The organism is Caballeronia sp., assembly GCF_028292365.1.
In the GTDB taxonomy this organism is placed as follows: domain Bacteria; phylum Pseudomonadota; class Gammaproteobacteria; order Burkholderiales; family Burkholderiaceae; genus Caballeronia.
The window spans coordinates 1-21558 of record NZ_JAQGMM010000294.1; the positions used below are offsets into that span (position 1 = coordinate 1).

At 60.1% G+C, this 21558-nt stretch carries 25 protein-coding genes and 1 pseudogene; 11 read left to right on the forward strand and 15 right to left on the reverse strand.

Annotated elements, in window-relative coordinates; all coding sequences use genetic code 11:
• Positions 1-264 (reverse strand): annotated as a pseudogene (locus JWR14_RS18375) (hypothetical protein); the annotation flags it as partial.
• Between the two features lie 280 nt (positions 265-544).
• Between JWR14_RS18375 and JWR14_RS18380 the strand changes: the two are divergent.
• The 6 genes from JWR14_RS18380 (at position 545) to JWR14_RS18405 (ending at position 4981) form a co-directional block, all read left to right on the forward strand.
• Positions 545-1048, forward strand: a complete 504-nt coding sequence (locus JWR14_RS18380) for a YbhB/YbcL family Raf kinase inhibitor-like protein (protein WP_299709547.1) — start codon at positions 545-547, stop codon at positions 1046-1048.
• 169 nt (positions 1049-1217) lie between these two features.
• The gene (locus tag JWR14_RS18385) at positions 1218-2585 is read left to right on the forward strand and encodes an MFS transporter (RefSeq protein ID WP_299709549.1); all 1368 of its coding nucleotides are present in this window, start codon (positions 1218-1220) and stop codon (positions 2583-2585) included.
• Positions 2586-2681: 96 nt separating this feature from the next.
• Positions 2682-3236: a type 1 glutamine amidotransferase domain-containing protein gene (locus JWR14_RS18390; RefSeq protein ID WP_299709552.1), complete on the forward strand. Its 555-nt coding sequence runs from the start codon at positions 2682-2684 to the stop codon at positions 3234-3236.
• Positions 3237-3282: 46 nt separating this feature from the next.
• Positions 3283-3951, forward strand: a complete 669-nt coding sequence (locus JWR14_RS18395; RefSeq protein WP_366144568.1) for a DUF4142 domain-containing protein — start codon at positions 3283-3285, stop codon at positions 3949-3951.
• Positions 3948-4307, forward strand: a complete 360-nt coding sequence (locus tag JWR14_RS18400; RefSeq protein ID WP_366144569.1) for a DUF1488 domain-containing protein — start codon at positions 3948-3950, stop codon at positions 4305-4307. Before JWR14_RS18395 ends, JWR14_RS18400 begins: the two co-directional genes overlap by 4 nt.
• Positions 4308-4375: 68 nt before the next feature.
• Positions 4376-4981: a hypothetical protein gene (locus JWR14_RS18405; RefSeq protein ID WP_299709553.1), complete on the forward strand. Its 606-nt coding sequence runs from the start codon at positions 4376-4378 to the stop codon at positions 4979-4981.
• A gap of 84 nt (positions 4982-5065) precedes the next feature.
• Here the strand turns inward: JWR14_RS18405 and JWR14_RS18410 are convergent, their stop codons facing one another.
• Positions 5066-5314, reverse strand: coding sequence for a hypothetical protein (locus tag JWR14_RS18410; protein ID WP_299709555.1), 249 nt, complete (start codon positions 5312-5314; stop codon positions 5066-5068).
• A gap of 223 nt (positions 5315-5537) precedes the next feature.
• On the opposite strand from JWR14_RS18410, the gene JWR14_RS18415 reads away from it, so the two are divergent.
• The gene (locus JWR14_RS18415; protein WP_299709557.1) at positions 5538-5990 is read left to right on the forward strand and encodes a PA2169 family four-helix-bundle protein; all 453 of its coding nucleotides are present in this window, start codon (positions 5538-5540) and stop codon (positions 5988-5990) included.
• 198 nt (positions 5991-6188) lie between these two features.
• On the opposite strand, the gene JWR14_RS18420 is transcribed toward JWR14_RS18415, so the two are convergent.
• Positions 6189-6506, reverse strand: a complete 318-nt coding sequence (locus JWR14_RS18420) for a hypothetical protein (protein WP_299709559.1) — start codon at positions 6504-6506, stop codon at positions 6189-6191.
• Positions 6507-6693: 187 nt separating this feature from the next.
• Positions 6694-7026: a BON domain-containing protein gene (locus JWR14_RS18425; protein WP_299709561.1), complete on the reverse strand. Its 333-nt coding sequence runs from the start codon at positions 7024-7026 to the stop codon at positions 6694-6696.
• A 486-nt stretch (positions 7027-7512) separates the two neighbouring features.
• On the opposite strand from JWR14_RS18425, the gene JWR14_RS18430 reads away from it, so the two are divergent.
• Complete coding sequence (locus JWR14_RS18430; protein ID WP_299709562.1) at positions 7513-8997, forward strand: RNA polymerase factor sigma-54; 1485 nt, start codon at positions 7513-7515, stop codon at positions 8995-8997.
• Positions 8998-9096: 99 nt separating this feature from the next.
• Here the strand turns inward: JWR14_RS18430 and JWR14_RS18435 are convergent, their stop codons facing one another.
• The 9 genes from JWR14_RS18435 to JWR14_RS18475 all read right to left on the reverse strand — a co-directional run bounded on the left by JWR14_RS18435 (position 9097) and on the right by JWR14_RS18475 (position 16228).
• Positions 9097-9978, reverse strand: a complete 882-nt coding sequence (locus JWR14_RS18435; RefSeq protein WP_299709565.1) for a YihY/virulence factor BrkB family protein — start codon at positions 9976-9978, stop codon at positions 9097-9099.
• Between the two features lie 179 nt (positions 9979-10157).
• Positions 10158-10523, reverse strand: coding sequence for a chemotaxis protein (locus tag JWR14_RS18440; RefSeq protein WP_299709593.1), 366 nt, complete (start codon positions 10521-10523; stop codon positions 10158-10160).
• Positions 10524-10647: 124 nt separating this feature from the next.
• Positions 10648-12090 (reverse strand): alpha,alpha-trehalose-phosphate synthase (UDP-forming), encoded by a 1443-nt coding sequence (gene otsA / locus JWR14_RS18445; protein WP_299709567.1) that lies wholly within the window; start codon positions 12088-12090, stop codon positions 10648-10650.
• Positions 12091-12299: 209 nt separating this feature from the next.
• Complete coding sequence (locus JWR14_RS18450) at positions 12300-12542, reverse strand: hypothetical protein (RefSeq protein WP_299709569.1); 243 nt, start codon at positions 12540-12542, stop codon at positions 12300-12302.
• A 195-nt stretch (positions 12543-12737) separates the two neighbouring features.
• Positions 12738-13067, reverse strand: coding sequence for a hypothetical protein (locus JWR14_RS38605; protein WP_366144570.1), 330 nt, complete (start codon positions 13065-13067; stop codon positions 12738-12740).
• 337 nt (positions 13068-13404) lie between these two features.
• Entirely contained in the window at positions 13405-14811 is a 1407-nt protein-coding gene (locus JWR14_RS18460; protein ID WP_299709571.1) for a sigma-54 dependent transcriptional regulator, read from the reverse strand.
• Between the two features lie 350 nt (positions 14812-15161).
• A complete protein-coding gene (locus JWR14_RS18465) occupies positions 15162-15422 on the reverse strand; it encodes a hypothetical protein (protein ID WP_299709573.1) in 261 nt (86 codons plus the stop codon).
• Positions 15423-15491: 69 nt separating this feature from the next.
• A complete protein-coding gene (locus tag JWR14_RS18470) occupies positions 15492-15809 on the reverse strand; it encodes a DUF883 family protein (RefSeq protein WP_299709575.1) in 318 nt (105 codons plus the stop codon).
• An 86-nt stretch (positions 15810-15895) separates the two neighbouring features.
• Positions 15896-16228, reverse strand: coding sequence for a hypothetical protein (locus tag JWR14_RS18475; protein ID WP_299709577.1), 333 nt, complete (start codon positions 16226-16228; stop codon positions 15896-15898).
• A gap of 521 nt (positions 16229-16749) precedes the next feature.
• Between JWR14_RS18475 and JWR14_RS18480 the strand changes: the two genes are divergently transcribed.
• From JWR14_RS18480 to JWR14_RS18490, 3 genes are all read left to right on the forward strand, one after another.
• Positions 16750-17820 carry a sigma-54 dependent transcriptional regulator gene (locus tag JWR14_RS18480; RefSeq protein ID WP_299709579.1) on the forward strand — a complete coding sequence of 357 codons (1071 nt, stop codon included), beginning with the start codon at positions 16750-16752 and terminating at the stop codon, positions 17818-17820.
• A gap of 291 nt (positions 17821-18111) precedes the next feature.
• Complete coding sequence (locus JWR14_RS18485; RefSeq protein WP_299709581.1) at positions 18112-18666, forward strand: hypothetical protein; 555 nt, start codon at positions 18112-18114, stop codon at positions 18664-18666.
• Positions 18663-19178 (forward strand): hypothetical protein, encoded by a 516-nt coding sequence (locus JWR14_RS18490; protein WP_299709583.1) that lies wholly within the window; start codon positions 18663-18665, stop codon positions 19176-19178. The genes JWR14_RS18485 and JWR14_RS18490 overlap by 4 nt, the downstream gene beginning before the upstream one ends.
• A gap of 196 nt (positions 19179-19374) precedes the next feature.
• Here JWR14_RS18490 and JWR14_RS18495 read toward each other — a convergent pair whose 3' ends face one another.
• Together JWR14_RS18495 and JWR14_RS18500 are read right to left on the reverse strand one after the other, a co-directional pair.
• Positions 19375-20709 (reverse strand): nitrate/sulfonate/bicarbonate ABC transporter ATP-binding protein, encoded by a 1335-nt coding sequence (locus tag JWR14_RS18495; protein WP_299709585.1) that lies wholly within the window; start codon positions 20707-20709, stop codon positions 19375-19377.
• A gap of 91 nt (positions 20710-20800) precedes the next feature.
• Positions 20801-21558: ABC transporter permease subunit (locus JWR14_RS18500; RefSeq protein ID WP_299709587.1), on the reverse strand; the 758-nt coding region annotated here is incomplete at its 5' end.

Below are 21558 nucleotides of genomic sequence, written 5' to 3' on the forward strand. Positions count from 1 at the left end.
GTTGACCTTGATCACCCGGATGCGCGACGAGCATTCGACAATCCGCGCCAGGTCTTCATGCAGAAAAGTGCGCAGGTCGGCAACGCCCTGCGCGCGCCAGCCTTCAAACACCTCGCGTACGGCGCTGAAATCCTCGAGCCACAGCGACACAGGCGCGAGATCGAACATATCGGCATCGTCCGCCGGTGCATTCGGTCCAGTCGTCAATCCCGTCGTCGATGCCGTCGCCACACTCTGCAAAACGCGCCCCTGGTTGTTCGGCATGTCCATCCTTTTCCACTAATCGAGCTTGATATGATCCGGTTCCGCCATTTTATGCGCAGACGTGGCGGAAAAAAGCTGGAAAGGAAATAACCAGGAGGACGCACAGGCTGCGGCCTTGAGCAACAATGAGGGACTTCAGGCATGGTTGCTGCACGAAGGCGATGAACGGCCGCATGCGTTGCGGCCTCCACACGCCCGCGCGAATGGCTGAACGCCGGCCGGTGCCGGCTGGTGCTGGGAAATCAAAACCCTTTAAACCCGTCAAAGGAGACACGTTGCCATGGCTGACTTTCGCATCTGGTCCGATGAATTCGCGGCCAACGGATATCTTTCGAAGAATCATGAGTTCGATCAGCAAGCATTCGGCGTAGACGGCGAAAATCTCTCGCCCGCGCTGCAATGGGACGGCGTGCCGCCCGAAGCCAAAAGCCTCGCGCTCACTGTCTACGACCCCGACGCGCCCACCGGCAGCGGCTTCTGGCATTGGATCGTGGTGAACATTCCGGTCGACACCCGCTCGCTGCCGCAGAACGCCGGCAAAGCCGACGGCAGCCTGCTGCCTGCCGGCGCGCTGCAAATGCGCAACGACTATGGCACGGTCGGTTTCGGCGGCGCTGCGCCGCCGCGCGGCGACAAACCACACCGGTATATTTTCCGGATCCATGCGCTGAACGCGGATCACCTGTCGCTCGACGTCTCCGCAACCAATGCCGTCGCGCGTTTCATGGTGCATCTGAATGAAATCGATTCGGCGACCTATACCGGCCTGTATCAGTTGAAATAGGTCAATTGAAATAAGACACTGAAATAAGCGCCGGACCACGAGGCGGCGCGCACCGACTTGCCGGGTGCGCGCCGCTCTGCGCGTTTTGCACACGGTTTCAAGTAACCGGTCTGAAAGGCGCGAGCCTTACACTTCGGCGCTCCCCTTCCGCTTCCCTTCTTCCCTATCGATGGACGCAGACCAAGGTCTTCCTCTTCCCCAGCGCTATTGGGCCATTCTGGTCGTGGCGCTCGGCATCACCCTCGCAGTGCTCGACGGCGCCATTGCCAACGTCGCCCTTCCTACCATTGCCCGCAACCTGCACGCCAGTCCTGCCGACTCTATCTGGGTGGTCAACGCGTATCAGCTCGCCATTACGGTCTCGTTGCTGCCGCTCGCCTCGCTCGGCGACCGGATCGGTTACCGGCGGGTGTACATGTCCGGACTCGCTCTGTTCACCATTGCGTCGTTCGGCTGCGCGCTTTCCGGGTCGCTGACGGCGCTTGCCATTGCGCGGGTAATACAAGGGTTCGGCGCAGCGGGCATCATGAGCGTCAACACGGCCCTGGTGCGCATGATCTATCCCAGTGAGCATCTGGGGCGCGGCGTCAGCATCAACGCTTCCGTGGTGGCGATCTCGTCGGTCATAGGGCCCACGATTGCTTCCGGCGTTCTGGCCATCGCAACGTGGCCGTGGCTCTTTGCGATCAACGTGCCGATCGGCATCGCGGCGTACGCGCTCGGCAGGAAAGCATTGCCACGCACGCCTGGACACCGCCAACCCTACGACTATCTCAGCGCGCTGATGAACGCAGCGGTGTTCGGCCTCGCGATCACGGCGATCGACGGGCTCGGTCACGGCGAACATCGTTCATATGTGCTCGCCGAGTTTCTCGTCGCCGGCATCATTGGATACTTTTTCGTGCGGCGGCAACTGACGCAAGCCGCGCCGCTTTTGCCTATCGACCTGCTCCGAATCCCGGTGTTCGCACTGTCGATCCTCACGTCTTTCTGCTCGTTCACCGCGCAGATGCTGACCTTCGTCTCGCTGCCTTTCCTGTTGCAGAACACCTTTGGCATGAGCCAGGTCCTGACTGGTTTCCTGATGACACCGTGGCCGCTGGTGATCGTATTCATTGCGCCGCTCGCCGGCATGCTGTCCGACCGATATTCGGCGGGGGTGCTCGGCGGCATCGGGCTAGCCATCATGACCGCCGGCTTGCTGCTGCTCGCAACGACCGGAGCACATCCCGCGCCTGTTGACATCGCGTGGCGCATGGCCGTATGCGGCCTGGGCTTCGGTTTGTTCCAGTCGCCCAACAATCGCCAGATGCTGTCGTCGGCGCCGCGTCATCGCAGCGGCGGCGCAAGCGGCATGCTCGGCACCGCGCGGCTCTCCGGACAGACACTCGGTGCGGCACTCGTTGCACTGATCTTTGGCATTGCGCCGCAGCACGGCACGACCATTACGCTGGTCGTCGCGGCGGGCTTTGCAGCCGCAGCAGCCATGGTCAGTCTGATGCGCATTTCGCGTAGCGAGACGCCTGCGGCGGCCTGAAGTTAGCAGCTTTGTAGGCACACCCTTTGCTGAATTGAACGAACGTGGCTCCGTAGCCCGGAGCCGGTTCGTTCAATGCACTAAGGAGCTTATTTCATGGCTGATTCCCTCGCTGGTTACAAGGTAGCAATTCTTGCTGTCGATGGCTTCGAACAAGCCGAACTAGTCGAACCGCAAAAGGCGCTGAAGGCCGCCGGCGCCCAAGTCCATGTGATCTCGCAAAAGCCAGGACAGATCCAGGGTTTCGTGCACACCGACAAGGGCGACAAGGTCAACGTCGACGCTACATTCGACCAGACGCGTGTATCTGATTACGACGCAGTCGTGTTGCCGGGCGGCGTCGTAAACGGCGATGCAATCCGCGTCGATGCAAAGGCGCAAAACATCGTGAAGCAGTTCGATACGGACGGCAAACCCATCGCCGTGATCTGCCACGGCGGCTGGCTGCCGATCTCCGCGGGCATCGTTTCGGGCCGCACGCTGACGAGCTGGCCGACGCTGCAAGACGATATCCGCAATGCCGGCGGCACTTGGGTCGATGAAGAAGTGCATCGCGACCGGAATCTCATCACGAGTCGCAAGCCCGACGATCTGCCCGCGTTCAACAAAGTGATCATCGAAGCGCTCAGCGAGCGAAAGAAAGCAGCTTGAGCGTCGCCGGAATCCAGATTGTTTTCGATTGGCCAGGGAGAACCGAATGACGAAATCGATGCCGACGAATGCTCGCCACGGCCTGAACGCTTTGTATCCCGGGAACGCGCCGCGATCATCTCGGCGCAGTGCTAGCGCTGGCGCGATTGCCGTGCTGCTTTTGGGCGCCAGTCTGATATCGATGACCGCAAGTGCGCAAAACGGCAACGCGGGATCGGACGGGGCGGCGACATCTGTGGCGGCTAATGAGAATGCCGCCAGCCCTTCCCAATCCAAATTATCACCGGCCGATCAGCAGTTTGTGCAGGACGCGGGCACTGCGGGCGCAACAGAAATTGCAGCAAGCAAGCTGGCGTTGACGAATTCATCGGATGAAGAGGTCAAGAGCTTTGCGCAACGGATGATCGCGGATCACACGCGCCTCGCGCGTAACCTCGATATTGTTGCGAAGCGGCAAGGCATCACGGCGGCGCCGAGCGCGGATGCGTCCGTGACGGGAAGCCTGGAGTCGTTGCACGGCACAGACTTCGACAAGGCTTACATCGCAAAGGTGGCTGTGGACGGACATCGGAAAGCAGTCGCCGTCTTTAGCACCGAAAGCCAATCCGGCGGTAACACGCAACTCAAGAATGTTGCCGCTAAAGCGCTGCCAATCATCAAGCATCACTATGCAATGGCGCAGCAGCTCGCCAAGCTCAAGGGCGTGACATCATGACGGCCACCTTCGTTTCGCTCGCCCCTTCGTCCTTTCCGCAACCCCGGCCGGCCTATGAGGACTCGACCATGCATATCCAGTTTTCGGATGCCGTGCCCACCTACGACGGCGACGACTACGCGCTTCATTTCACCGCGCTGATCGATGCCCAGCCGGTCGTATGTTCCATCTCCGCTGAAGCGCTAGAGGATCATTTCGGCGCCGCTTCCGCACGGGAAGACGACTTGCTCCAGGCGTTCGAACGGGGTCGCGCAAGAATCCGCTCGGTTTGCGCCGAAGCGCTTGACAGCAATGGTGGAGAAAGCGTCGTATTACGTAGCGGATTGTTCCGCGTGGCGGGCATGGAACCGGAGTGACCGCGCGCTTCGTCCGTCATCGGTTTATCGAAGCGGTTAATTGAAACAAACGTTTCCCGGAGGTCCTCATGTCCCTGATCATTGCAGGACGGTTTCAAACCTTTCCTAATGCCGAAGCCGCAGCCCAACGTCTGTTCTCGGCCGGATTTCTCGAAGAGGATGTGACGCTCTTTTATGTCGCCCCCAGCGGCCAGCACGCTCGGCTTGAGACGGGCGGCGACCACTACGCCGACGCAGGTGCGAAGGAGGCAGGCAAGGGAGCGGGCAAAGGTGCCACGATCGGCGCGGCGATCGGCGCGATCGTCGGGGCAGGCATTTTCGTGTTGTTCAAAACACCTTGGCTGGCTGCAGTGCTTGCTGCCGGGGCGGGCGCTTATGTTGGATCGCTGGCTGGTGCAATGGCGCATGCGCGGTCTGGCAAGCGCCCGGCCGCCGATTCGACCACCACCGAGAATCATGGTTCGTCTAATGCCCTCGATGCGAGGCATTCCGGCGTTGTCGTCGCGGTTCATGTGAGCCCGGAAATGCAGGCGCAAGCAGCAGCCATTCTTCGTGATGCGGGTGGCAAGGAAGTTGAGCGCGCATCGGGTCAGTGGCGCAATGGCCGCTGGGCCGACTTCGATCCGGTCAAGCCGCCGGAGCCGGTTCGCGAATTCGCGGAACCGCGTGCGTAGGGTTAGATAGCTTTGAAGTTAACGTAAATGGAGGCCGCTCCGTGAGTGGCCTCATTTACTTTGTATGTTTCGGAAAACTACGAATTACACCCACACTTGAACCCTTACCTTCGGCTGGACGCTTTTACCTTGCACGTCGTTCGCCGGTTCACAACTCGCGCGCAGGGGCCCGCTTCTCAATGCTGACACCGCCGGATTGCAGAGGCCTTCATGCGTCGATCGCACAGGCGTGGCCACGAGGCTCTCATCCATATTATGTTGACGCACCTGCAGCACGATCGCGGATGTGACGATCGCAACGAACACCAGACACTCGCGGGTACTAACGGTCATTGCTTCTCCGGGATTCACTTTTGGCAGTCTTGGAGCAATGCGCGTGCCACATACCGGACGCTATTTTCTCTGCTCTTTCCGCTATTTCTCAAACCCAAACTGCCCCACCCTCCGCGTTTAGAACGCGCGAGTATCGGGCACGGCCATTGCATCTCTCCTTTGGACCGCGATCCAGGAATTCAGAGGACCGCGGGCCATCTTCGATCACTCACAGGAGGTTCATATGAGCACAAACGTCGTATCGGTTCTGAACGATCTGGTTGAAACGTCGAAGGACGGCGAAAAGGGCTTCCGCAAGGCCGCCGAAGATACGAAGGACGCAACCCTGAAGCAGCTGTTTACAGGCCGTGCTGAGGACTGTGCACGCGGGGCTAACGAGTTGCAGGATGTGGTCCAGCGGCTGGGCGGAAAACCGCAAACTGGCGGAACTGTCGGTGGAGCGTTACATCGCGGCTGGGTCGACATCAAGTCGGCCGTGACTCACCGCAGCGATCACGCGATCCTCGAGGAATGCGAGCGTGGGGAAGATGTTGCAAAGAAAAACTATCGTGACGCGTTAGACAAGGAACTGCCGGCGGATGTGCGCGCCGTGGTTGAGCGCCAATACCAAGGCGTAATCGAAAACCACGACCGTATTCGCGATCTGCGGGACCAGTACGCTGCTGCCAAGCCGTAATCAATGGTTGCATGCTGAAGTCAAGCCGGCGCGCCGAAAGGTGCGCCGGCTTTTTTGCATTCGCGTTTATAAATTCGAATCAACCTTCGACATCCTGTGTTTTTATCTTCATTAAACTTACGACGCACACGAGAAAAACCCGCCAGCTGCTGCCGCAGCCGGCGGGTTCCTGTCGCACGCACAATCACGCAACGCGTCTTACTGCGGCGAGCCCTTGTCGTTGGTGCCCAGCGCCGATGCCGCCGCTGCTGCCGACGCGCCGCGAAGATGTGCCGCCTTGTTCTGCTTGTGCAGCGTCGTTCCGTGTGTGCCCTTCTTGCTCATGCCCATGCTCCCGGAAGCGGCCATGCCGCCTTCTGTGGGCGCCGCGGTAGCTCCTGCATGCCCACCTACCTCGCTCGCTCCCGCGCCGGCCGTCGGCCCACCTGACGAGCCCCCGGCTGATTGAGCCAATACCGGACCTGAGAACACCAGAGCCAACGCACCGAGCAACGCAAATTTTTTCGTTTGATTCATGGAAATCTCCTTTCCCTGGGGAACTGGTTCATCGATTGAGCGAAGACCAGGTCCTTATTGAGTGAATTGCATCCGGACCACATATATTCGGACTTCTTATCAATTACGACGAACAACCACATCGCGACTAACCAGATAAAAACAAGACGGGCAGCGAGCACGCTGCCCGTCTTGGACCAACTAACTTTTACTCTGCGATCTTCAGGTGGTTGCGCACCGATGCCACGCCGTCCACCTTCGAGACCACGTCTTCCGCGCCGCTCTTGTCTTCAGCCGACGGCACCGTACCCGTCAGCGACACAACGCCAGCATGCGTCTTCACGTGAATATGCGTGGACTTCACGTTCTTCGCGCCCAGCAATTCCGCCTTCACCTTCGTCGTGATTGCGGAGTCATCGACCTTTGTACCAATCGACGTGGAGGCGCCTGTCGCCGTCGTGGCAGCTTGTGCGCTGACGTTAAGCGCAAACACGACACACGCAATACTTCCGGCTGCCTTCAGGATTTGGGTCGATTTCATCTTTACGCTCCTTCTAGTTGATTTAAAAAAACTGCGGCGTTACCGCTGTCTTATTTGAGCCAGGCCGCCTCGTACGGCCGCAGCTTTTTTGCTGCAAAGCCCCGCTCGTTTTCATACCCGGCAGCGCCAAGACGCCACGAGTAGTGATACGTCAGACGCAAGGAGCGTGCCGGACCAGCCGCTGCAATCGGAAAATGTAACCTTCAAAAGAGCCTTGAATCCGTGTGCGGCAACGCTTACCCGTGGTTTTGTCCATGCGATGTTTACCCGCCACATGAGACGTTAAGCGCCTCTTCATACCCGCAGTGCTTTTGCCCGTGCGTGTGTAAAAAGTGCGCGTATCTGCCGTCTGAACAAATGGCTGGAGTCGCCGCCAGCGCATGAAAATCGTATTGAAATCTAGCGCTCATGCGCTCTGCAGCGCGCATGGCACGACTGTTGCTCTTAAGGACCCACGAAAGTCCTAACGTTAAGGAACAACACGCAATGCCGCCTTCTCTCGAACTACGCGCCAAGCAAAGTCTTGCGCTTACGCCGCGCCTTCAGCAATCGGTTCGTCTGCTGCAACTTTCATCGCTTGAGTTTCAGCAGGAGCTGCGCAACGCGCTTGATACGAACCCGTTCCTCGAGTACGACGAGACGCAAGCAGAAGACAACGCGCTGTCCACCGACAACGGCAACTCGATGGCCGACACGCCTGCGCCCGTTGATCAGAACACGCCCGTCGATGCTCCTATGAGTGCCGAGAGTAGCTCCGACACATCGGACAGCAGCGACGCGCAGTCGCACGAAGACTCGATGAGCGAGTACTCGTCCGATCCGTTCGGCCGGACATCGACGCGTAATAATGGCGATGGTGAAGGCTCCGACCCGGCGGACTGGGTTCGCATTGAACCTTCGCTGCATGAAACGCTGCACGACACGTTGCGGCTTTATCCCATCAATGACCGCGACCGGGCAGTGGCTCAGCTCATCATCGAAGCGCTCGATGACGACGGGTATCTGCGTCAGGATCTGCAGGAATTGTCGGAGCTCGTGGATATAGAGCCGGCGTTGTCCGAGGATGAGTTGAATATTGCTTTGAAGCTCGTGCAATCGCTCGACAAGCCGGGTGTGGGCGCGCGTAACTTGTCCGAATGTTTGTCGTTGCAACTCGACGCGCTGGATGCGGAAACTCCGGGACGCGAAGTCGCACTCGAGATTGTCACGCATCATCTCGAGCGCTTGGCTCGCCGTGAGCAAGCGGAGTTGCAGAAGAAGATTGGCTGCAGCGCGGAAGAACTGCGCATAGCCTGTGCGCTTGTGCGCAAGCTCGACCCCAAGCCGGGCGCGAACTATGGCGCGGCGGAAGATAACTATGTAGTGCCCGACGTGATCGTGCGTCAGGTGAAGAAGAACTGGGTAGTGACGATCAACCCCGCAGTGCTGCCTCGCGCCCGCATTCATCGCATGTATGCCGAGTTGTTCGCGCAGTCCGCGGGTGCAAGCCGCTCGCCGCTCGCTCAGCAGCTACAGGAAGCGCGCTGGCTGATCCGCAACGCACAGCAGCGCTTTACGACGATCCAGCGCGTGGCGGAATGTATCGTGTCGCATCAGAAGGCATTCTTCGACTACGGCGAAATCGCGTTGAAACCGCTGGTACTGCGCGATGTTGCCGACGAACTCGAACTCCACGAGTCCACCATCTCCCGCGCGACGGGCAACAAGTACATGTCCACTCCGCGAGGCATTTTCGAGTTCAAGCACTTCTTCCCGCGCGAACTCAGCACTGAAAGCGGCGGTACTTGTTCAGCCGCTGCCGTGCGAGCCCTGCTGAAGGAAATGATCGCGAAGGAGAGCAGCAGCGACCCGCTGTCCGATGTAAGCCTCGCCAAGATGCTTGCAGACCAGGGTGTGATCGTGGCGCGCCGGACGGTGGCGAAGTATCGCCATTTGATGAAGGTACCGCCAGCGGAGTTACGCCGCGGTTGAAGCAAACCATGCAGCTTGCAGGCTGAAAACACATGCTGAAAGAATAAGCTGAAAGAACAAGCTGAAAGAACGCCCCTCGGATATTTCGAGGGGCTTTTTTTATCGCCAGCCGGAGGCTCGCTGCGTACGTCTGCGCGCGACCATTGCCGACACTTCCGCGCCCAGCAGGAACACCGCCGCCGAGTAGTACAACCACATCAGGATGATCGCGAGCGACCCGGCCGCACCGAAAGTATTCGCCGTGCCGGCATGCTGCAGATAGAACGCGAAGAGCCGTTTTCCTGCTTCGAACAACACCGCGGCGGTCAACGCACCGAGCGCAGCATCGCGCCATTGCATGCGTGCGCTCGGCAGGAATTTGAGCAGCACCGCGAAGGCCAGCATCATCATGAGCAGAGAAATGGCTCGCTGCGCTAGCGCCGCGATCAGGAAGGACGGCCCGCTCGAGCCCAGCACCCATTGACCGACCAGGACCACGAGGGCATCGAGTACGAGCAACGCAACAATCAGCAAGGCCGCGCCCAGGACGAATGCAAAGGAGATCGCGCGGACCCGCAGAATGGCAATGATGCTGGCCCGGGTGCCCGCGACGGGCGCAGGCCAGATCACGTTGAGCGCGGTGTAGAGCGACGAAAATGTCGCCGAGGCGCCAACCAGCACGCCCACCCCTGACAAGATCGCCGTGCGCGTCGCAATGTCGGCATGCCAGGCGTTGGCGACAATTGCTTCAAGGCCGTGCGCGGCGTCCGCACCCACTATCCCGGCGATTTCGCCGAACAGACGCCCCTGGACCGCATCCGCGCCGAAGAAGACGCTCGCCACGGCGATGATGATCACCAGTGTCGGCGCCAGCGAGAAAGCCGCAAAAAACGCGATCGCCGCCGAGAACATCAGTCCGTGGTCCTGCGACCACTGGACGATGGGGTCCTGGATCCACGACCAGAAGGACTTCAGTCTTTGGTCTTTTGCTGCTGTGTTCAAGGCTGGGCGCTCCCGCAAGTTTTGCTTTTTGCGATGGTAGCGCGGATTTGAGGTTTGGCCGTGGTAAGCGAATTGGCGCTGGGCTTTACGTCGGCTTGCTTAGTATTTCTTACTATTTTCTTTGAATGCAAAACGGCGCGCCCTGACGGGCGCGCCGTTTTGCAGCGCTTGGCGTGGGGCTAAAGGTCTTCGTCCCCGGGCTCTTCGCCGCTGGCCGGGTCGGCGGTTTCGTCGTCTATCGCCCGCGTCTCGTCTTCCACGCCGTCCGGCAGGATGTCCGAGTCGACTTGCAGATTGTTGTCACCATCGGCCGACGCCATCTCGCCCGTTCCATACCGGTCAGTGTCGCTGTTCAGTTCGGCAGCGGACTGGCCGACGGCGTGCGCGTCGAGTTCGTCCTCGATATCGCCTGGATAACGCTTCTCGCCCTGCACGTCCGAGCCGCTATCGGATGAATCGCTTGGGCCCAATGCGCCGGTCCCATGCCCCTTGCCAACTTCAACGCCACCTTCTTCCTCCGGATCCAATGTGCTTCCACTCATGATTACCTCCTGATGAACGTCTCTTCTGCGACGCAAGTCCCGTTCCGCTGGCATGGGCTCCGCCAACAAAAAGCCCCGCGGCGTTTCCCGGCGCGGGGCTGGATTCATCTGACGGTTTTAATCGATATCAGCTCGCCACGCGCGCCGGGCGTTTCGCCTCGGTCACCTGCCGCACGGCTTTCTTCGTGACCGATGCAGCCGTTGCCACGCTGCGCAGATCGGTCAGGAACGAGTCGCGCCACACCGACAGGTTGTTCTCGCGCAACGGCGCCATCATGTCCGTATGACGCGCCTGCCGCTCAGCGAGAGGCATCGACAACGCCCGCTCCAACGCTTCGGACATCTGCGACAGGTCGAACGGATTGACGACCAGGGCGCCTGGCAACTGGTCCGCCGCGCCGGCAAACTGTGATAGCACGAGCGCACCCGGGTCAGCCGGATCCTGCGACGCCACATATTCCTTCGCCACCAGATTCATCCCGTCGCGCAACGGCGTGACATACCCAACCTGCGACAAACGGAACAACGCCATCAGCAAACTGCGGTCGTACTTGCGGTTGAGATACTGGATCGGCGTCCAGTCGAGCTGCGCAAAACGGCCGTTGATGCGCCCGGCTTCGCCTTCGAGGTTTTGGCGGATGCGCTGGTATGTCTGGACGTCCGAACGCGTTGGCGGTGCAATCTGCACCATCGATACCCGCCCGTGCCATCCCGGCGCGTGCAGCAGCAAACGTTCGAATGCCTGGAAACGCTCGGCAAGCCCTTTCGAATAATCGAGCCGATCCACGCTCATGATCAACTTACGCCCGCGCAGACTGTCGCGCAGGCTTTTCACCGGCTTGCGATTCGAAAACTGCTCGGCGACCTTTGCAATGGCGTCCGGATAAATGCCGATCGGATAAGCCCCAACCTTCAACATCCGCCCATGCGCCTGCAGCATCCCGTCTTCACTCAAATGCCCCAACTGCCCACGCTCGATGTAATCGACAAACGACTGCTTGTCTGACTCAGTCTGGAAACCGACGATGTCGTAGCTGCACATCGCCTTGATCAACTCCTCGTGCGGCGGCACCGTCCGCAGGATCTCGGGCACGGGAAACGGGATATGCAGGAAAAAACCGATGGGATTCGTGATGCCCGCCGCCCGGCATTCCTGCGCGAATGGCAGCAGATGGTAATCGTGCACCCAGATGATGTCGTCGGGTTCAAGCAGGGGCTTGAGCTGTTTAGCCAGCGCCTCGTTCACCCGCGCGTAACCGGCATATTCCTCACGGTCAAATCGCGACAGGTCGTTGCGGTAGTGAAATGTCGGCCACAACGTGGCGTTGGAAAAGCCGCGATAGTACTGGTCGTAATCGCGCCGGGTCAGCCCGACGGTCGCATACGTCACGTTGCCACGCTTCTCGATGACCGGCGCCGAGGCCTCACCCACAATCTCGCCGCTCCAGCCGAACCACACACCGCCTGTCTCCTTCAGCGCGTCCAGAACGCCGATCGCCAAACCGCCTGCAGCCGGCTTGCCTTCCTGGATCGGCGCGACACGATTCGATACCACGATCAATCTGCTCATTACTGCTTCACCTCATCAGTTGTCGTTGCTCGTTCGAATTGATCGTCAAAGCAATGCAAGACACGTGCCTTTTTTACAATTTGGAAAATAAAAATTGTGTATAAATGTGACAGACGAACGAAAACACGCGGCCATCATGCGCCGCGCAGAAAATTTTCATGGTGGCGCGTTGCGCGATTCGGCTGCTTTTCTGCTGCTCCCAACCCGGGTCAGGCGTCTTGCTCCGACCCGAGATCCCGCTGATAGTCGAGCCCTTCCTTCCGAATTCCACCCTGGTTATGGTCGCCGTCCGGCGGAGCACCCGGTGCAGGGCGGTTCTGCGAGGCAGGATCATGCGACGACGGATTGGCGGGATCTGCCGCAGCCTCGGGTGGATTCATTTTGGCTGGATCAGGCCGCGCCTCTCGCTTGGATGAGTGGCGTGCTGAACGGCGGAGTGCGGGGTGCCTCATGGGTGCCTCCAGAAAGAAGGCCGTCGGCGAAGTGTTCGGCGGCGGATTACCAACAAAATCCAGCAAGAACGACCAGACTCAGCAAGCTATATTCAGTCATTTTTGCCTAATACGTTGTAATGCCTACAGCGGCAATGAAATATCTTCAACGCCCCTGTTGGTCTCTACGCTGTTCATCTCGATTAACCCGCGGTCTCAATGCAGCGTGCCCGAGACATGCGGCGTTTCGTTCGGTCCCGGAGGCGGATCGCCGATCGGCTGACTCGGCGGGGACGGCGGCTCGCGCGTCGGGTCGGGAATCGTGTCCGGGGGTTCTTGAGGCGACGGCGGCGGCGGCGTATCGGGATTAAATGGCGGGTCAGGCGGCTGCGGTGTCTGGGCTTGAATGGGAATTAGAGGCGCCGTCATCGAGGGCGTGGACATCAAATGCGCGGGCGTCAAATGCGGCGCACGTGAAACACGCAACACTTGCCATACGTGCAACAGGTTTCGGGATTGGCGTTGAAGCGAGGCGAGATCGGTCATGGCGGGCTCCCTGGATCTTTTGATGATGACACTCGTTCGGATCGCGCGCAGCGGCCAATCCGGCCAAGGACTCTCGAGCTCGAACGCAAGCGGCGAAGGGAACAAACCACCCGCGAGCCAAGCCTTTCAGTCACAGCAAGGGCCATGCCCCGGGCTCACTGCCTTCGCATTCAACCCACGGGCCTTCTGACATTATCGGCGCTGCATTCGCGCACACCAACGAAAATCGCCCGTCCAAAGCGGACATCTTTCGAAGTCCCAATGAGACGGGCGTTTGACTCAGCCGGCGCGTTACCAGGCCGCTACCAGCCGCTACAGCGGCGATGAACTCTAAAACCTACCGGCGGCCAGCGTCGGCATCACCTACTTCGCTGGCTTCGCTGATCGCCGCTTTGTTCGCAGCGTCATCGCCATATTCAACCAGCCGGTTGTAAAGCGTCTTCAGGCTGATGCCAAGGATCTCGGCTGCACGCGTCTTCACGCCGCCGCATTGCTCGAGCGTGGCGAGAATCAACTGGCGATCCGCCTCGGCAAGCGAGGTGCCGAATGGAATCGTGACAGCCGTTCCCGCCGATGGCTTCGCCAGCGAGATCTGCAGCGGCACGGTCGCGGTGCTATCCGACTCGGCGCCCGACATGATGTACGCGCGCTGCACGTAGTTTTTCAACTCGCGCACATTACCCGGCCACGGATACGACGCGAGCATGTCGCGCACGGCAGCCGGAAACGTCTTCTTGGTGTTGTAGCGTGAATTGAGCTCGTCGAGGAACGCCTGGCCGAGCAACTCCACGTCCGTGCCGCGATCGCGCAAGGGCGGCAGGTTGATCGGGAAAACGTTGAGCCGGTGATACAAGTCAAGCCGCAACTTGCCTTCGAGCACGGCCTGCTCCGGATCGCGATTGGTCGCTGCAATCAGGCGTACGTCGGTCTCGAGTTCTTTCGTTGTCCCTACCCGCATGAACATGCCGGTCTCGAGTACGCGCAGGAGTTTCACCTGCAATTCGATCGGCATCTCGGTGATTTCATCGAGGAACAGCGTGCCGCCATTCGCGCGCTCGAAGTAACCCTTGTGCTGACGATCCGCCCCGGTGAACGAGCCACGCTCATGCCCGAACATTTCGGACTCGATCAGGTTCGGCGAGATCGCTCCGCAGTTCACGGCAATAAACGAATGTTTGCGACGCAGGCTCAACTCGTGAAGCGTCTGCGCGGCGACTTCCTTGCCGGTACCCGATTCACCGATCAGCAGTACCGACGCCGCCGTAGGCGCCACGCGGCCGATCTGGTCTGAGACCGTTTGCATCGCGGGCGAATTGCCAAGCATCAGGCCAAAGCGGCCCATGCGGCGCAGCTCGCCACGCAATGTGCCGATCTCGGCCTTGAGGTCGCCAGGACGCGGCAGGCGGCTCAGGATCGCCTTGACGCGCTGCATGTTGATTGGTTTGACGAGGTAATCCGTCGCGCCCATCTTGAGCGCGCTGACCGCCGACTCCACCGTCGCGTGGCCGGTGATGACAATGATTTCCACGCCGGATCGGGGATCAAGATCCTCGAACAGGTCGACGCCCGAACCATCGGGCAACTTGAGGTCAGTGAATACGACGTCCGGCGTCTGGCGCACAAGCTGAATCCGCGCTTCGCGCAAATCGCCCGCAGTCGCTGTTGTCAGTCCGTCTTCGCCGATGATCGCGGCTAGTGCCTCGCGGGTACTGGGATCGTCATCGACAATCAATACATGTGGCATGCGTCTCGAATTTATCCAAAGCGTTGAGGGTCACACGGCGCAGAAAGCGTCGCGGGGGTCTCTGGGACGGTGCATGAGAGCAGATCGCCGCCAGGCCGAATGGGCACTGAGAGAAACTCAAGTACGCCGAAAGATGAAAGTCTTTCCGGTTTCGCGAATGGCGCCTGACTGCATCGCGCAATTATTGCCATATAGCGAACTTATTACTGTGGGTCAGTCGATTATAAGGCTTTATCAAGATGAAACGCACGCCTGGGCGTGCGTTTCGAATAGTCCGCTTGGTCGCATGAATCGGATGCTCCGGTCACGCGTTGACACTGCGCAATGAACCGCGTCAAACCATACCAATATCAGCTATGCGGAAAATGCCACGCGTCAGGCGTGCCGCCGAGCGCACCGTTGCCCGTACCGTTCGACGGCTTGACCGGCGCCGTCGAGGGCGCGGTTGAGGCGCTTGCCGGCGTGACAACCTTGCCGCCCTCGCCTTCCCAACGATGAAGTTCACGCGCACCGCGTTTTGAAGCCTCGCGCTGTGCTTGCGCCCATCGCCAGGCCAGGACGCTGCCTATCGCGAACAACGCACTGAACAAGCCGAGTTTGGGTCGTGCCATTGTGATTCCTCCGTTTGTCGCGGTTATGCGGTTATCGGTGATCGTTGCTGACCGGTCATTGCTGACTGCTTAACGCGAAACCAGGATGCCCGCCAGAAAGCCGATGCCCGCAGCAATGCCCAGCGCCTGCCATGGGTTGTCGCGCGTGTATTGCACCGTACCGTCGAGACTGGCGCGATATCGCTCCTGCGCATTGGTTTGCGCTGATTCAAGCGCATTGCGTGCTGCATCGACGTGATCGCGCAAGCGCGTACGCAGCGCGTCCACACCTTCCGCGGGCAACGATGCGCTGAGCCGCACGAGTTCTTCGGAATCGTTCAGCAAGACCTTGATGTCTTCGATAATCTTTTGCTTGCCCAGGGACATCTGGACTGTGGTCTGACTCATGTTATGAAACCCCTTGCCATTAATATCTGATACGACAGAACAATCTGATAAATGTGCCGCCGAGCGTGGCAGCTTCTGCGTCCGCATCACGGTGTCCGCGAAGTGAGTGGCGCCTGATGTTCCGGACGCCGCAGTCGCAACGCGCGGAGCATGGCGCCAAGCACAAGAACGCCACTGAGCGCGGCAAACACGACACTCGTGACGCTCGCGGCCCGCGTGAGCGCCGGCGTGCCAGCGGCGCAAGCCATGACCACGCACATCAGCGCAGTCACGAGCCCGACGGCGGCCCAGTGATAAAGGTTGATCGGTTCGGCGGCCAGTAGTTCCGGAAGCTCGGCCGCTCGCTGCGTCGCGCGAGCCCGTCGGACAGGGCGCACGCGCGATTGCGCAGGGATGTCGAAATGAAGGGAATCTTCCATGGCTTCGTGCCGGAAACCGGCCTTTCGTTTTGCAGATGCCACCCCATGCGCAGGTTTCGTGCCATCCCGATCAATGGTCCATCCCGTCAGGGCAACGATTGTAGATTGCGTGCACGCACCGCAGCTCACGATGCTGTCCGACGCGTAACAATTACGTCGGCATCAGTAACTTTCGGGCGATATCGGTGAAGCTTTCCGTCTCACGGCCTGCGATTCCGATTCGTATGGAGATTGGCGGTTTTAATTGCGGGGCAAAGGACAACGAAACGACGACGAAAGAACAAAACCCATGCAAAGCACATTGGCGCTAAGCCGTCACGGATGGTTAAATACGGTTTATGAGATAAAGCCGCATGCAAGCACGGGCTCCGAAATGACGGGACCGGCGCCCGTCGAACGATGCTTCGCCCACCCGAGCGGCAGTCACAACGGGCCTGCCAACCGACTGGCGGTGACCGCCCCCTCGTCTTCCTCCAGCGGCTGTGCTGTCGCCCGAATAACATTTGCAGGACAAAAGACTCATGGCGTCAATCGATCTGGACTCGCCGGCAGTCGCCTCCGGCGACACGCCATCGCAGAAAAAACGCAACGCAGGTGAAATTGCCGGGCTGAAATCGTACGGACTTCTGTACGGTTCATCGCCCGTGATGATGGAGCTCTATTCGCAGATCGAGCGTGTGGCCGCAACCGATGCCACCGCGTTGATCATCGGTGAATCGGGGACGGGCAAGGAACTGATTGCCCGCACGATCCACGATCAGAGCGCTCGCCGCGAAGCTCCGTTCGTCGCCGTGAATTGCGGCGCGATCCCCGATAACCTCATCGAGCCCGAACTCTTCGGCCACGAAAAAGGCAGCTTCACGGGCGCGGTGCAGGGACGCCTCGGATACTTCGAGCATGCAAACGGCGGCACGCTGTTCCTCGATGAAGTGACCGAGATGTCGCCGGTTCGACAAGTCAAGTTGCTGCGTGCACTGGAGACAGGCACGTTCTTTCGCGTGGGCGGCAATGACCTGATTCACTCCGATGTCCGAGTGATCGCCGCGACCAATCGCGATCCTATTGTGGCGGTGAAGGAGAACGGCTTGCGCGAGGACCTGATGTATCGGCTCGCTGTGTTTCCGCTGCGCGCGCCGCCTCTGCGTGAACGCGATACCGACCGTGAATTTCTCGCGCAGCACTTCCTCGCCGAGATGAATGCGCAAGAAGGGACGAACAAGTCCTTCAGCAAGCGCGCGCTCGACATGCTGCGCACGTACTCATGGCCGGGCAATGTGCGCGAATTGAAGAACACCGTATATCGCGCGTTCATCCTCGCTGAGAAGACCGTGGAGATCGCGCATCCGCATCTGGCATCGCGGGTTAAAAAACCAGTCACGCAAGGCGATGCAATGAACGTGTGGGTCGGCACGCCGCTCGCCGATGCCCAGAAACAAATCATCCTCGGCACGCTCAAGCATTGCGGGGGAGATAAGCGTCGCGCCGCCAAGGCGCTCGGCGTGAGCCTCAAGACGCTGTACAACCGCCTCGGCACGTATGAGAACGAAGGCGGCGACGGGGACTCTTCAACTTCCACAGGCGCGGACAGCTAGCTCGCCCTATCGCAATAAAGTCGATGAAGTCGATGGGTCCTGATGCGTCTCATCGACTTCATCGCACCTCAATCGCGTGTCATCCGAGCCTGCGATTGTCACGCGTAAGTTTCATTTACCGCACCACGTTCCCCGCATTTGCAATTTCTTGCAATTTTCTTTGCCCTTCATTTAGCTGCGTACTTCAAAATGCGCGGGCGCTCCGATTGCTTAGTGTTCCTTCAGTGCCCGCACAAGCAAGCCGGTGGCCGTTATCGAAAGAATAAAGAAAGGCGAGGAAGGTACAGCACCATGCAGAAAACGATTTACCGGCGTCCCCCCAACGTCGTCGCACTGGCAACGCTTCTGGTCGGAGCGCTCGCATGCTCCGCGCTTTCAGGTTGTAATTCGCTTTACGGAGAAGGCGCCGTGGCAGGCGCCGGTATTGCCGGCGCCGCGATTGCGGGCAGCGTGACCCGGAACGCCGCGGTGGCAACCGGCATTGGCCTTGGCGCCGTTGCAGCCGCCAAGGCCGGCGTGCAGTACAGCGAGCGCGTGATGCATACCTATACGCAAGACAGGATCGCCGGGGCAGCGGGCCCGCTTGCCGTTGGCGCTGTGGCGCCGTGGTTCGCGGTGCATAGCGTGCCTATCGAGCCGGACGAGAAAGGCCGCGTGACGGTGAGCAGGACCATCAGTACCGGGACGCTCGACTGCAAGGAAATCGTATTCTCCGTCGATACCGATGCCAACAAGGATCATCCGGCGGAGAGCGGTTTCTATGTGGCGTCAATCTGCCGTGATGGCCAGGTCTGGAAGTGGGCGTCGGCGGAACCTGCTACGCCGCGCTGGGGTGCGCTGCAATGAAGCCCGGCCTCAGTTTGATGCTCGCGGCCGGCGTTGCGGCCAGCTGCGTTTTCCTCAGCGGTTGCGGGTCGATCGGTGCGGCAGCCGGCGCGGCAGCGGGAGTTTCGACGGGCGTCGTCACCAGCAATCCGGCCATTGGTTTCGGCGTGGGTATCGCGGTCCAGGCCGCCACCGACGAAGCCATCCAGCGTCTGATGAAGCGCCTGCACGGCGACCAGCAGGTCGCCATTGCGACAACCGCGGGCGATCTTCCTATCGGCGATACAAAACCGTGGCGAGTGAAACACACGCTGCCGGTGGAAAATGGCCACGGCGACGTGCGCGTGTTGCGTGAGTTCACCAGCGCGCTGGCGACCTGCCGAGAGTTTGCGTTCTCGGTCGCGGACGGCGACAAGCCGGACGCGCATGAGGACTGGTTCCTCGCGCAGGCCTGCAAGGGCAATGACGATAGCGGCGGCTGGAAGTGGGCATCGGCGGAACCGGCCGTTGCGCGCTGGGGCAATCTGCAGTAGGCCAGGGGCTGAGTAGTCGTTGGCTGCGGCAGGGGTTGCGGGTCGACGTACGTTGCTGTGCATCGACGCTCAAAGACACTTCGCCAGCGCAAAACACGACTCGAAGAACGCAAAAAAAACGCGGCGTCCATTTCCGGATCAGCCGCGTTTTTTTGCGCCGCTCAGCGCGTTTCAACCTCTCTTCACTCTCTGGGCATCAGGACTCGACGTCTTCCAGGCTGAAAATCTCGGTCTGGTCGTTGTACGAGAAAATCTCGCCGTAACGGCCCCAGTTGATCACCGCGTCCAGCGTTTCCTCGGCGGCTTTATCGGAGAGAAAATCTTCCAGTTCCTGCTCGAAGCGCACACGCGGCGCACGATGCCCCGGCCGCTCGTTCAGCACTTTCTTGATTCGCGCGGCGAGGGGCACGTGCCGCAGCAAATGCTCCGCGAACATCATCTTGCGTTCCTGCGTCCCGAATTCGGCGAACACGCGCGCCGGCGGAGTCAGGAAAATGTCGCCCTCACGCACGTCGGCGAAACCCAGATGCTGCAGCACTTCGGCCACCGGAAACAGGTCGTCAACCTCCAGATGCAGCGAACGTGCGATCTCCGGCATGTCGGCGCGGCCGTGGTACGGATCGGCAGCAAGCGTTTCGATCAGACCAGCCATCAGGTTGGTAGAAACCTGCGGCAGCCAGCTGCTCAGTTCCAGGCCCTTCTTCTTCTCTTCGCCGAATTGACGCGCGGTCATCTTGGCGTAGATATCGTCGACCAGACGGCGGAACGCAGGGTCGAGCCGGTTGCGAGGATGTTTGAACGGCACGCGGATTTCAGCCATCACGCGTCCCGGATTCGACGACAACACGAGGATCCGGTCGCACATGAACACCGCTTCCTCGATGTTATGCGTGACGATCAGCACCGACTTGATCGGCATCTTCCCCTGCGTCCAGAGATCGAGCAGGTCGGTCCGCAAGTTTTCGGCGGTCAGCACGTCGAGTGCGGAGAACGGTTCGTCCATGAGCAGCAACGTGGGGTCGACGACCAAAGCGCGTGCAAAACCCACACGCTGGCGCATGCCGCCCGACAACTCACGCGGATACGCGTTCTCGAAACCGTCCAGGCCGATCAGATCGATTGCTGCCAGCGCACGCTCACGACGCACCTTTGCCGGCACGCCCTGCGCCTCCAGCCCCGCTTCCACGTTCTGCAGCACCGTTAGCCACGGAAACAGCGCGAAGGTCTGGAAGACCATGGCCACGCCTTTTGCCGGACCGTGCAACGGCTCGTTCATATAGGTGACCTGGCCGCCCGTTGGCTCGATCAGTCCGGCGATGATCCGCAGCAGCGTCGACTTGCCGGAACCCGAACGGCCCAGCAACCCGACGATCTCGCCTGCGTTGAGCGTCAGGTTCACGTCTTCGAGCACGAGCAGTTCGCCCTGCGTCTTGTTGAAGCCGCGACTGACGTTCTCGACGTGCAGGATTTCCTCGCCGAGGCGCGGCGGGATCGGCGGCGTTTGGGGTGTCGTATTCGTCTGCGTTGACATAGGCGCTCGCGCGTTGCTGATTACAAGAATTTAATTGGTGCGGCCGCTGGCTCGTTTGGCGAACGTTCCGGAGCGATGACACGCCTCAGCTTCAGTCCAGCCGCAGACGCGCTTCGGAATAAGCGAACAACGGCCGCCACAAGAGCCGGTTAAAGAGTGTGACGAAGAGCGACATCACGGCAATACCGAGAATGATTTTCGGATAGTCGCCGTCGGCCGTGCTTTGCGCTATATACGCGCCCAGCCCGTGCGCCACGACTTTCGTATTCCCCCACGACACCGCTTCCGCCACGATGCTCGCATTCCACGCGCCGCCCGATGCGGTGATCGCGCCGGTCACGTAGTACGGGAAAATGCCCGGCAGGATGGCCTGGCGCCACCACTGCCAGCCTTTGATCTGGAAATTGGTGGCCGCTTCACGATAATCGTTCGGATACGACGTCGCTCCGGCAATCACGTTGAAAAGGATATACCACTGCGTGCCGAGCACGATCAGCGGCGAGAGCCAGATATCCGGGTTCAGGTTGAACTTCACGATCACCACGACAAACACCGGGAACAGCAGGTTGGCCGGGAACGCGGCCAGGAACTGCGCGAGCGGCTGGATCTTGCTGGCCAAGGCAGGCCGCAACCCGATCAACACGCCGACCGGAACCCAGATCACCGAAGCAATCGCGATCAGCACCATCACGCGAAACAACGTGATCAAGCCCAGCCAGAAGACGTGCCCGACTTCGCCCCATGTGACGCCCTTGCTCACGAAAAGCGTCACTTTCCACACCAGGAACACCGTCAGCGCGAGGACGATGATCGCCCACGCGATATCGCCGGCACGGGATGGATTGCGAG

Bases quoted from the DNA above. Each gene is read 5' to 3' on its own strand.
- JWR14_RS18385 (WP_299709549.1), top strand. From the start codon at position 1,218: ATGGACGCAGACCAAGGTCTTCCTCTTCCCCAGCGCTATTGGGCCATT.
- JWR14_RS18425 (WP_299709561.1), bottom strand. From the start codon at position 7,026: ATGAAATCGACCCAAATCCTGAAGGCAGCCGGAAGTATTGCGTGTGTC.
- JWR14_RS18395 (WP_366144568.1), top strand. From the start codon at position 3,283: ATGACGAAATCGATGCCGACGAATGCTCGCCACGGCCTGAACGCTTTG.
- JWR14_RS18450 (WP_299709569.1), bottom strand. From the start codon at position 12,542: ATGAGGCACCCCGCACTCCGCCGTTCAGCACGCCACTCATCCAAGCGA.
- JWR14_RS18400 (WP_366144569.1), top strand. From the start codon at position 3,948: ATGACGGCCACCTTCGTTTCGCTCGCCCCTTCGTCCTTTCCGCAACCC.
- JWR14_RS18490 (WP_299709583.1), top strand. From the start codon at position 18,663: ATGAAGCCCGGCCTCAGTTTGATGCTCGCGGCCGGCGTTGCGGCCAGC.
- JWR14_RS18415 (WP_299709557.1), top strand. From the start codon at position 5,538: ATGAGCACAAACGTCGTATCGGTTCTGAACGATCTGGTTGAAACGTCG.
- JWR14_RS18390 (WP_299709552.1), top strand. From the start codon at position 2,682: ATGGCTGATTCCCTCGCTGGTTACAAGGTAGCAATTCTTGCTGTCGAT.
- JWR14_RS18405 (WP_299709553.1), top strand. From the start codon at position 4,376: ATGTCCCTGATCATTGCAGGACGGTTTCAAACCTTTCCTAATGCCGAA.
- JWR14_RS18410 (WP_299709555.1), bottom strand. From the start codon at position 5,314: ATGACCGTTAGTACCCGCGAGTGTCTGGTGTTCGTTGCGATCGTCACA.
- JWR14_RS38605 (WP_366144570.1), bottom strand. From the start codon at position 13,067: ATGACCGATCTCGCCTCGCTTCAACGCCAATCCCGAAACCTGTTGCAC.
- JWR14_RS18485 (WP_299709581.1), top strand. From the start codon at position 18,112: ATGCAGAAAACGATTTACCGGCGTCCCCCCAACGTCGTCGCACTGGCA.
- JWR14_RS18460 (WP_299709571.1), bottom strand. From the start codon at position 14,811: ATGCCACATGTATTGATTGTCGATGACGATCCCAGTACCCGCGAGGCA.
- JWR14_RS18465 (WP_299709573.1), bottom strand. From the start codon at position 15,422: ATGGCACGACCCAAACTCGGCTTGTTCAGTGCGTTGTTCGCGATAGGC.
- JWR14_RS18420 (WP_299709559.1), bottom strand. From the start codon at position 6,506: ATGAATCAAACGAAAAAATTTGCGTTGCTCGGTGCGTTGGCTCTGGTG.
- JWR14_RS18380 (WP_299709547.1), top strand. From the start codon at position 545: ATGGCTGACTTTCGCATCTGGTCCGATGAATTCGCGGCCAACGGATAT.
- JWR14_RS18430 (WP_299709562.1), top strand. From the start codon at position 7,513: ATGCCGCCTTCTCTCGAACTACGCGCCAAGCAAAGTCTTGCGCTTACG.
- otsA (WP_299709567.1), bottom strand. From the start codon at position 12,090: ATGAGCAGATTGATCGTGGTATCGAATCGTGTCGCGCCGATCCAGGAA.
- JWR14_RS18470 (WP_299709575.1), bottom strand. From the start codon at position 15,809: ATGAGTCAGACCACAGTCCAGATGTCCCTGGGCAAGCAAAAGATTATC.
- JWR14_RS18480 (WP_299709579.1), top strand. From the start codon at position 16,750: ATGGCGTCAATCGATCTGGACTCGCCGGCAGTCGCCTCCGGCGACACG.
- JWR14_RS18475 (WP_299709577.1), bottom strand. From the start codon at position 16,228: ATGGAAGATTCCCTTCATTTCGACATCCCTGCGCAATCGCGCGTGCGC.
- JWR14_RS18495 (WP_299709585.1), bottom strand. From the start codon at position 20,709: ATGTCAACGCAGACGAATACGACACCCCAAACGCCGCCGATCCCGCCG.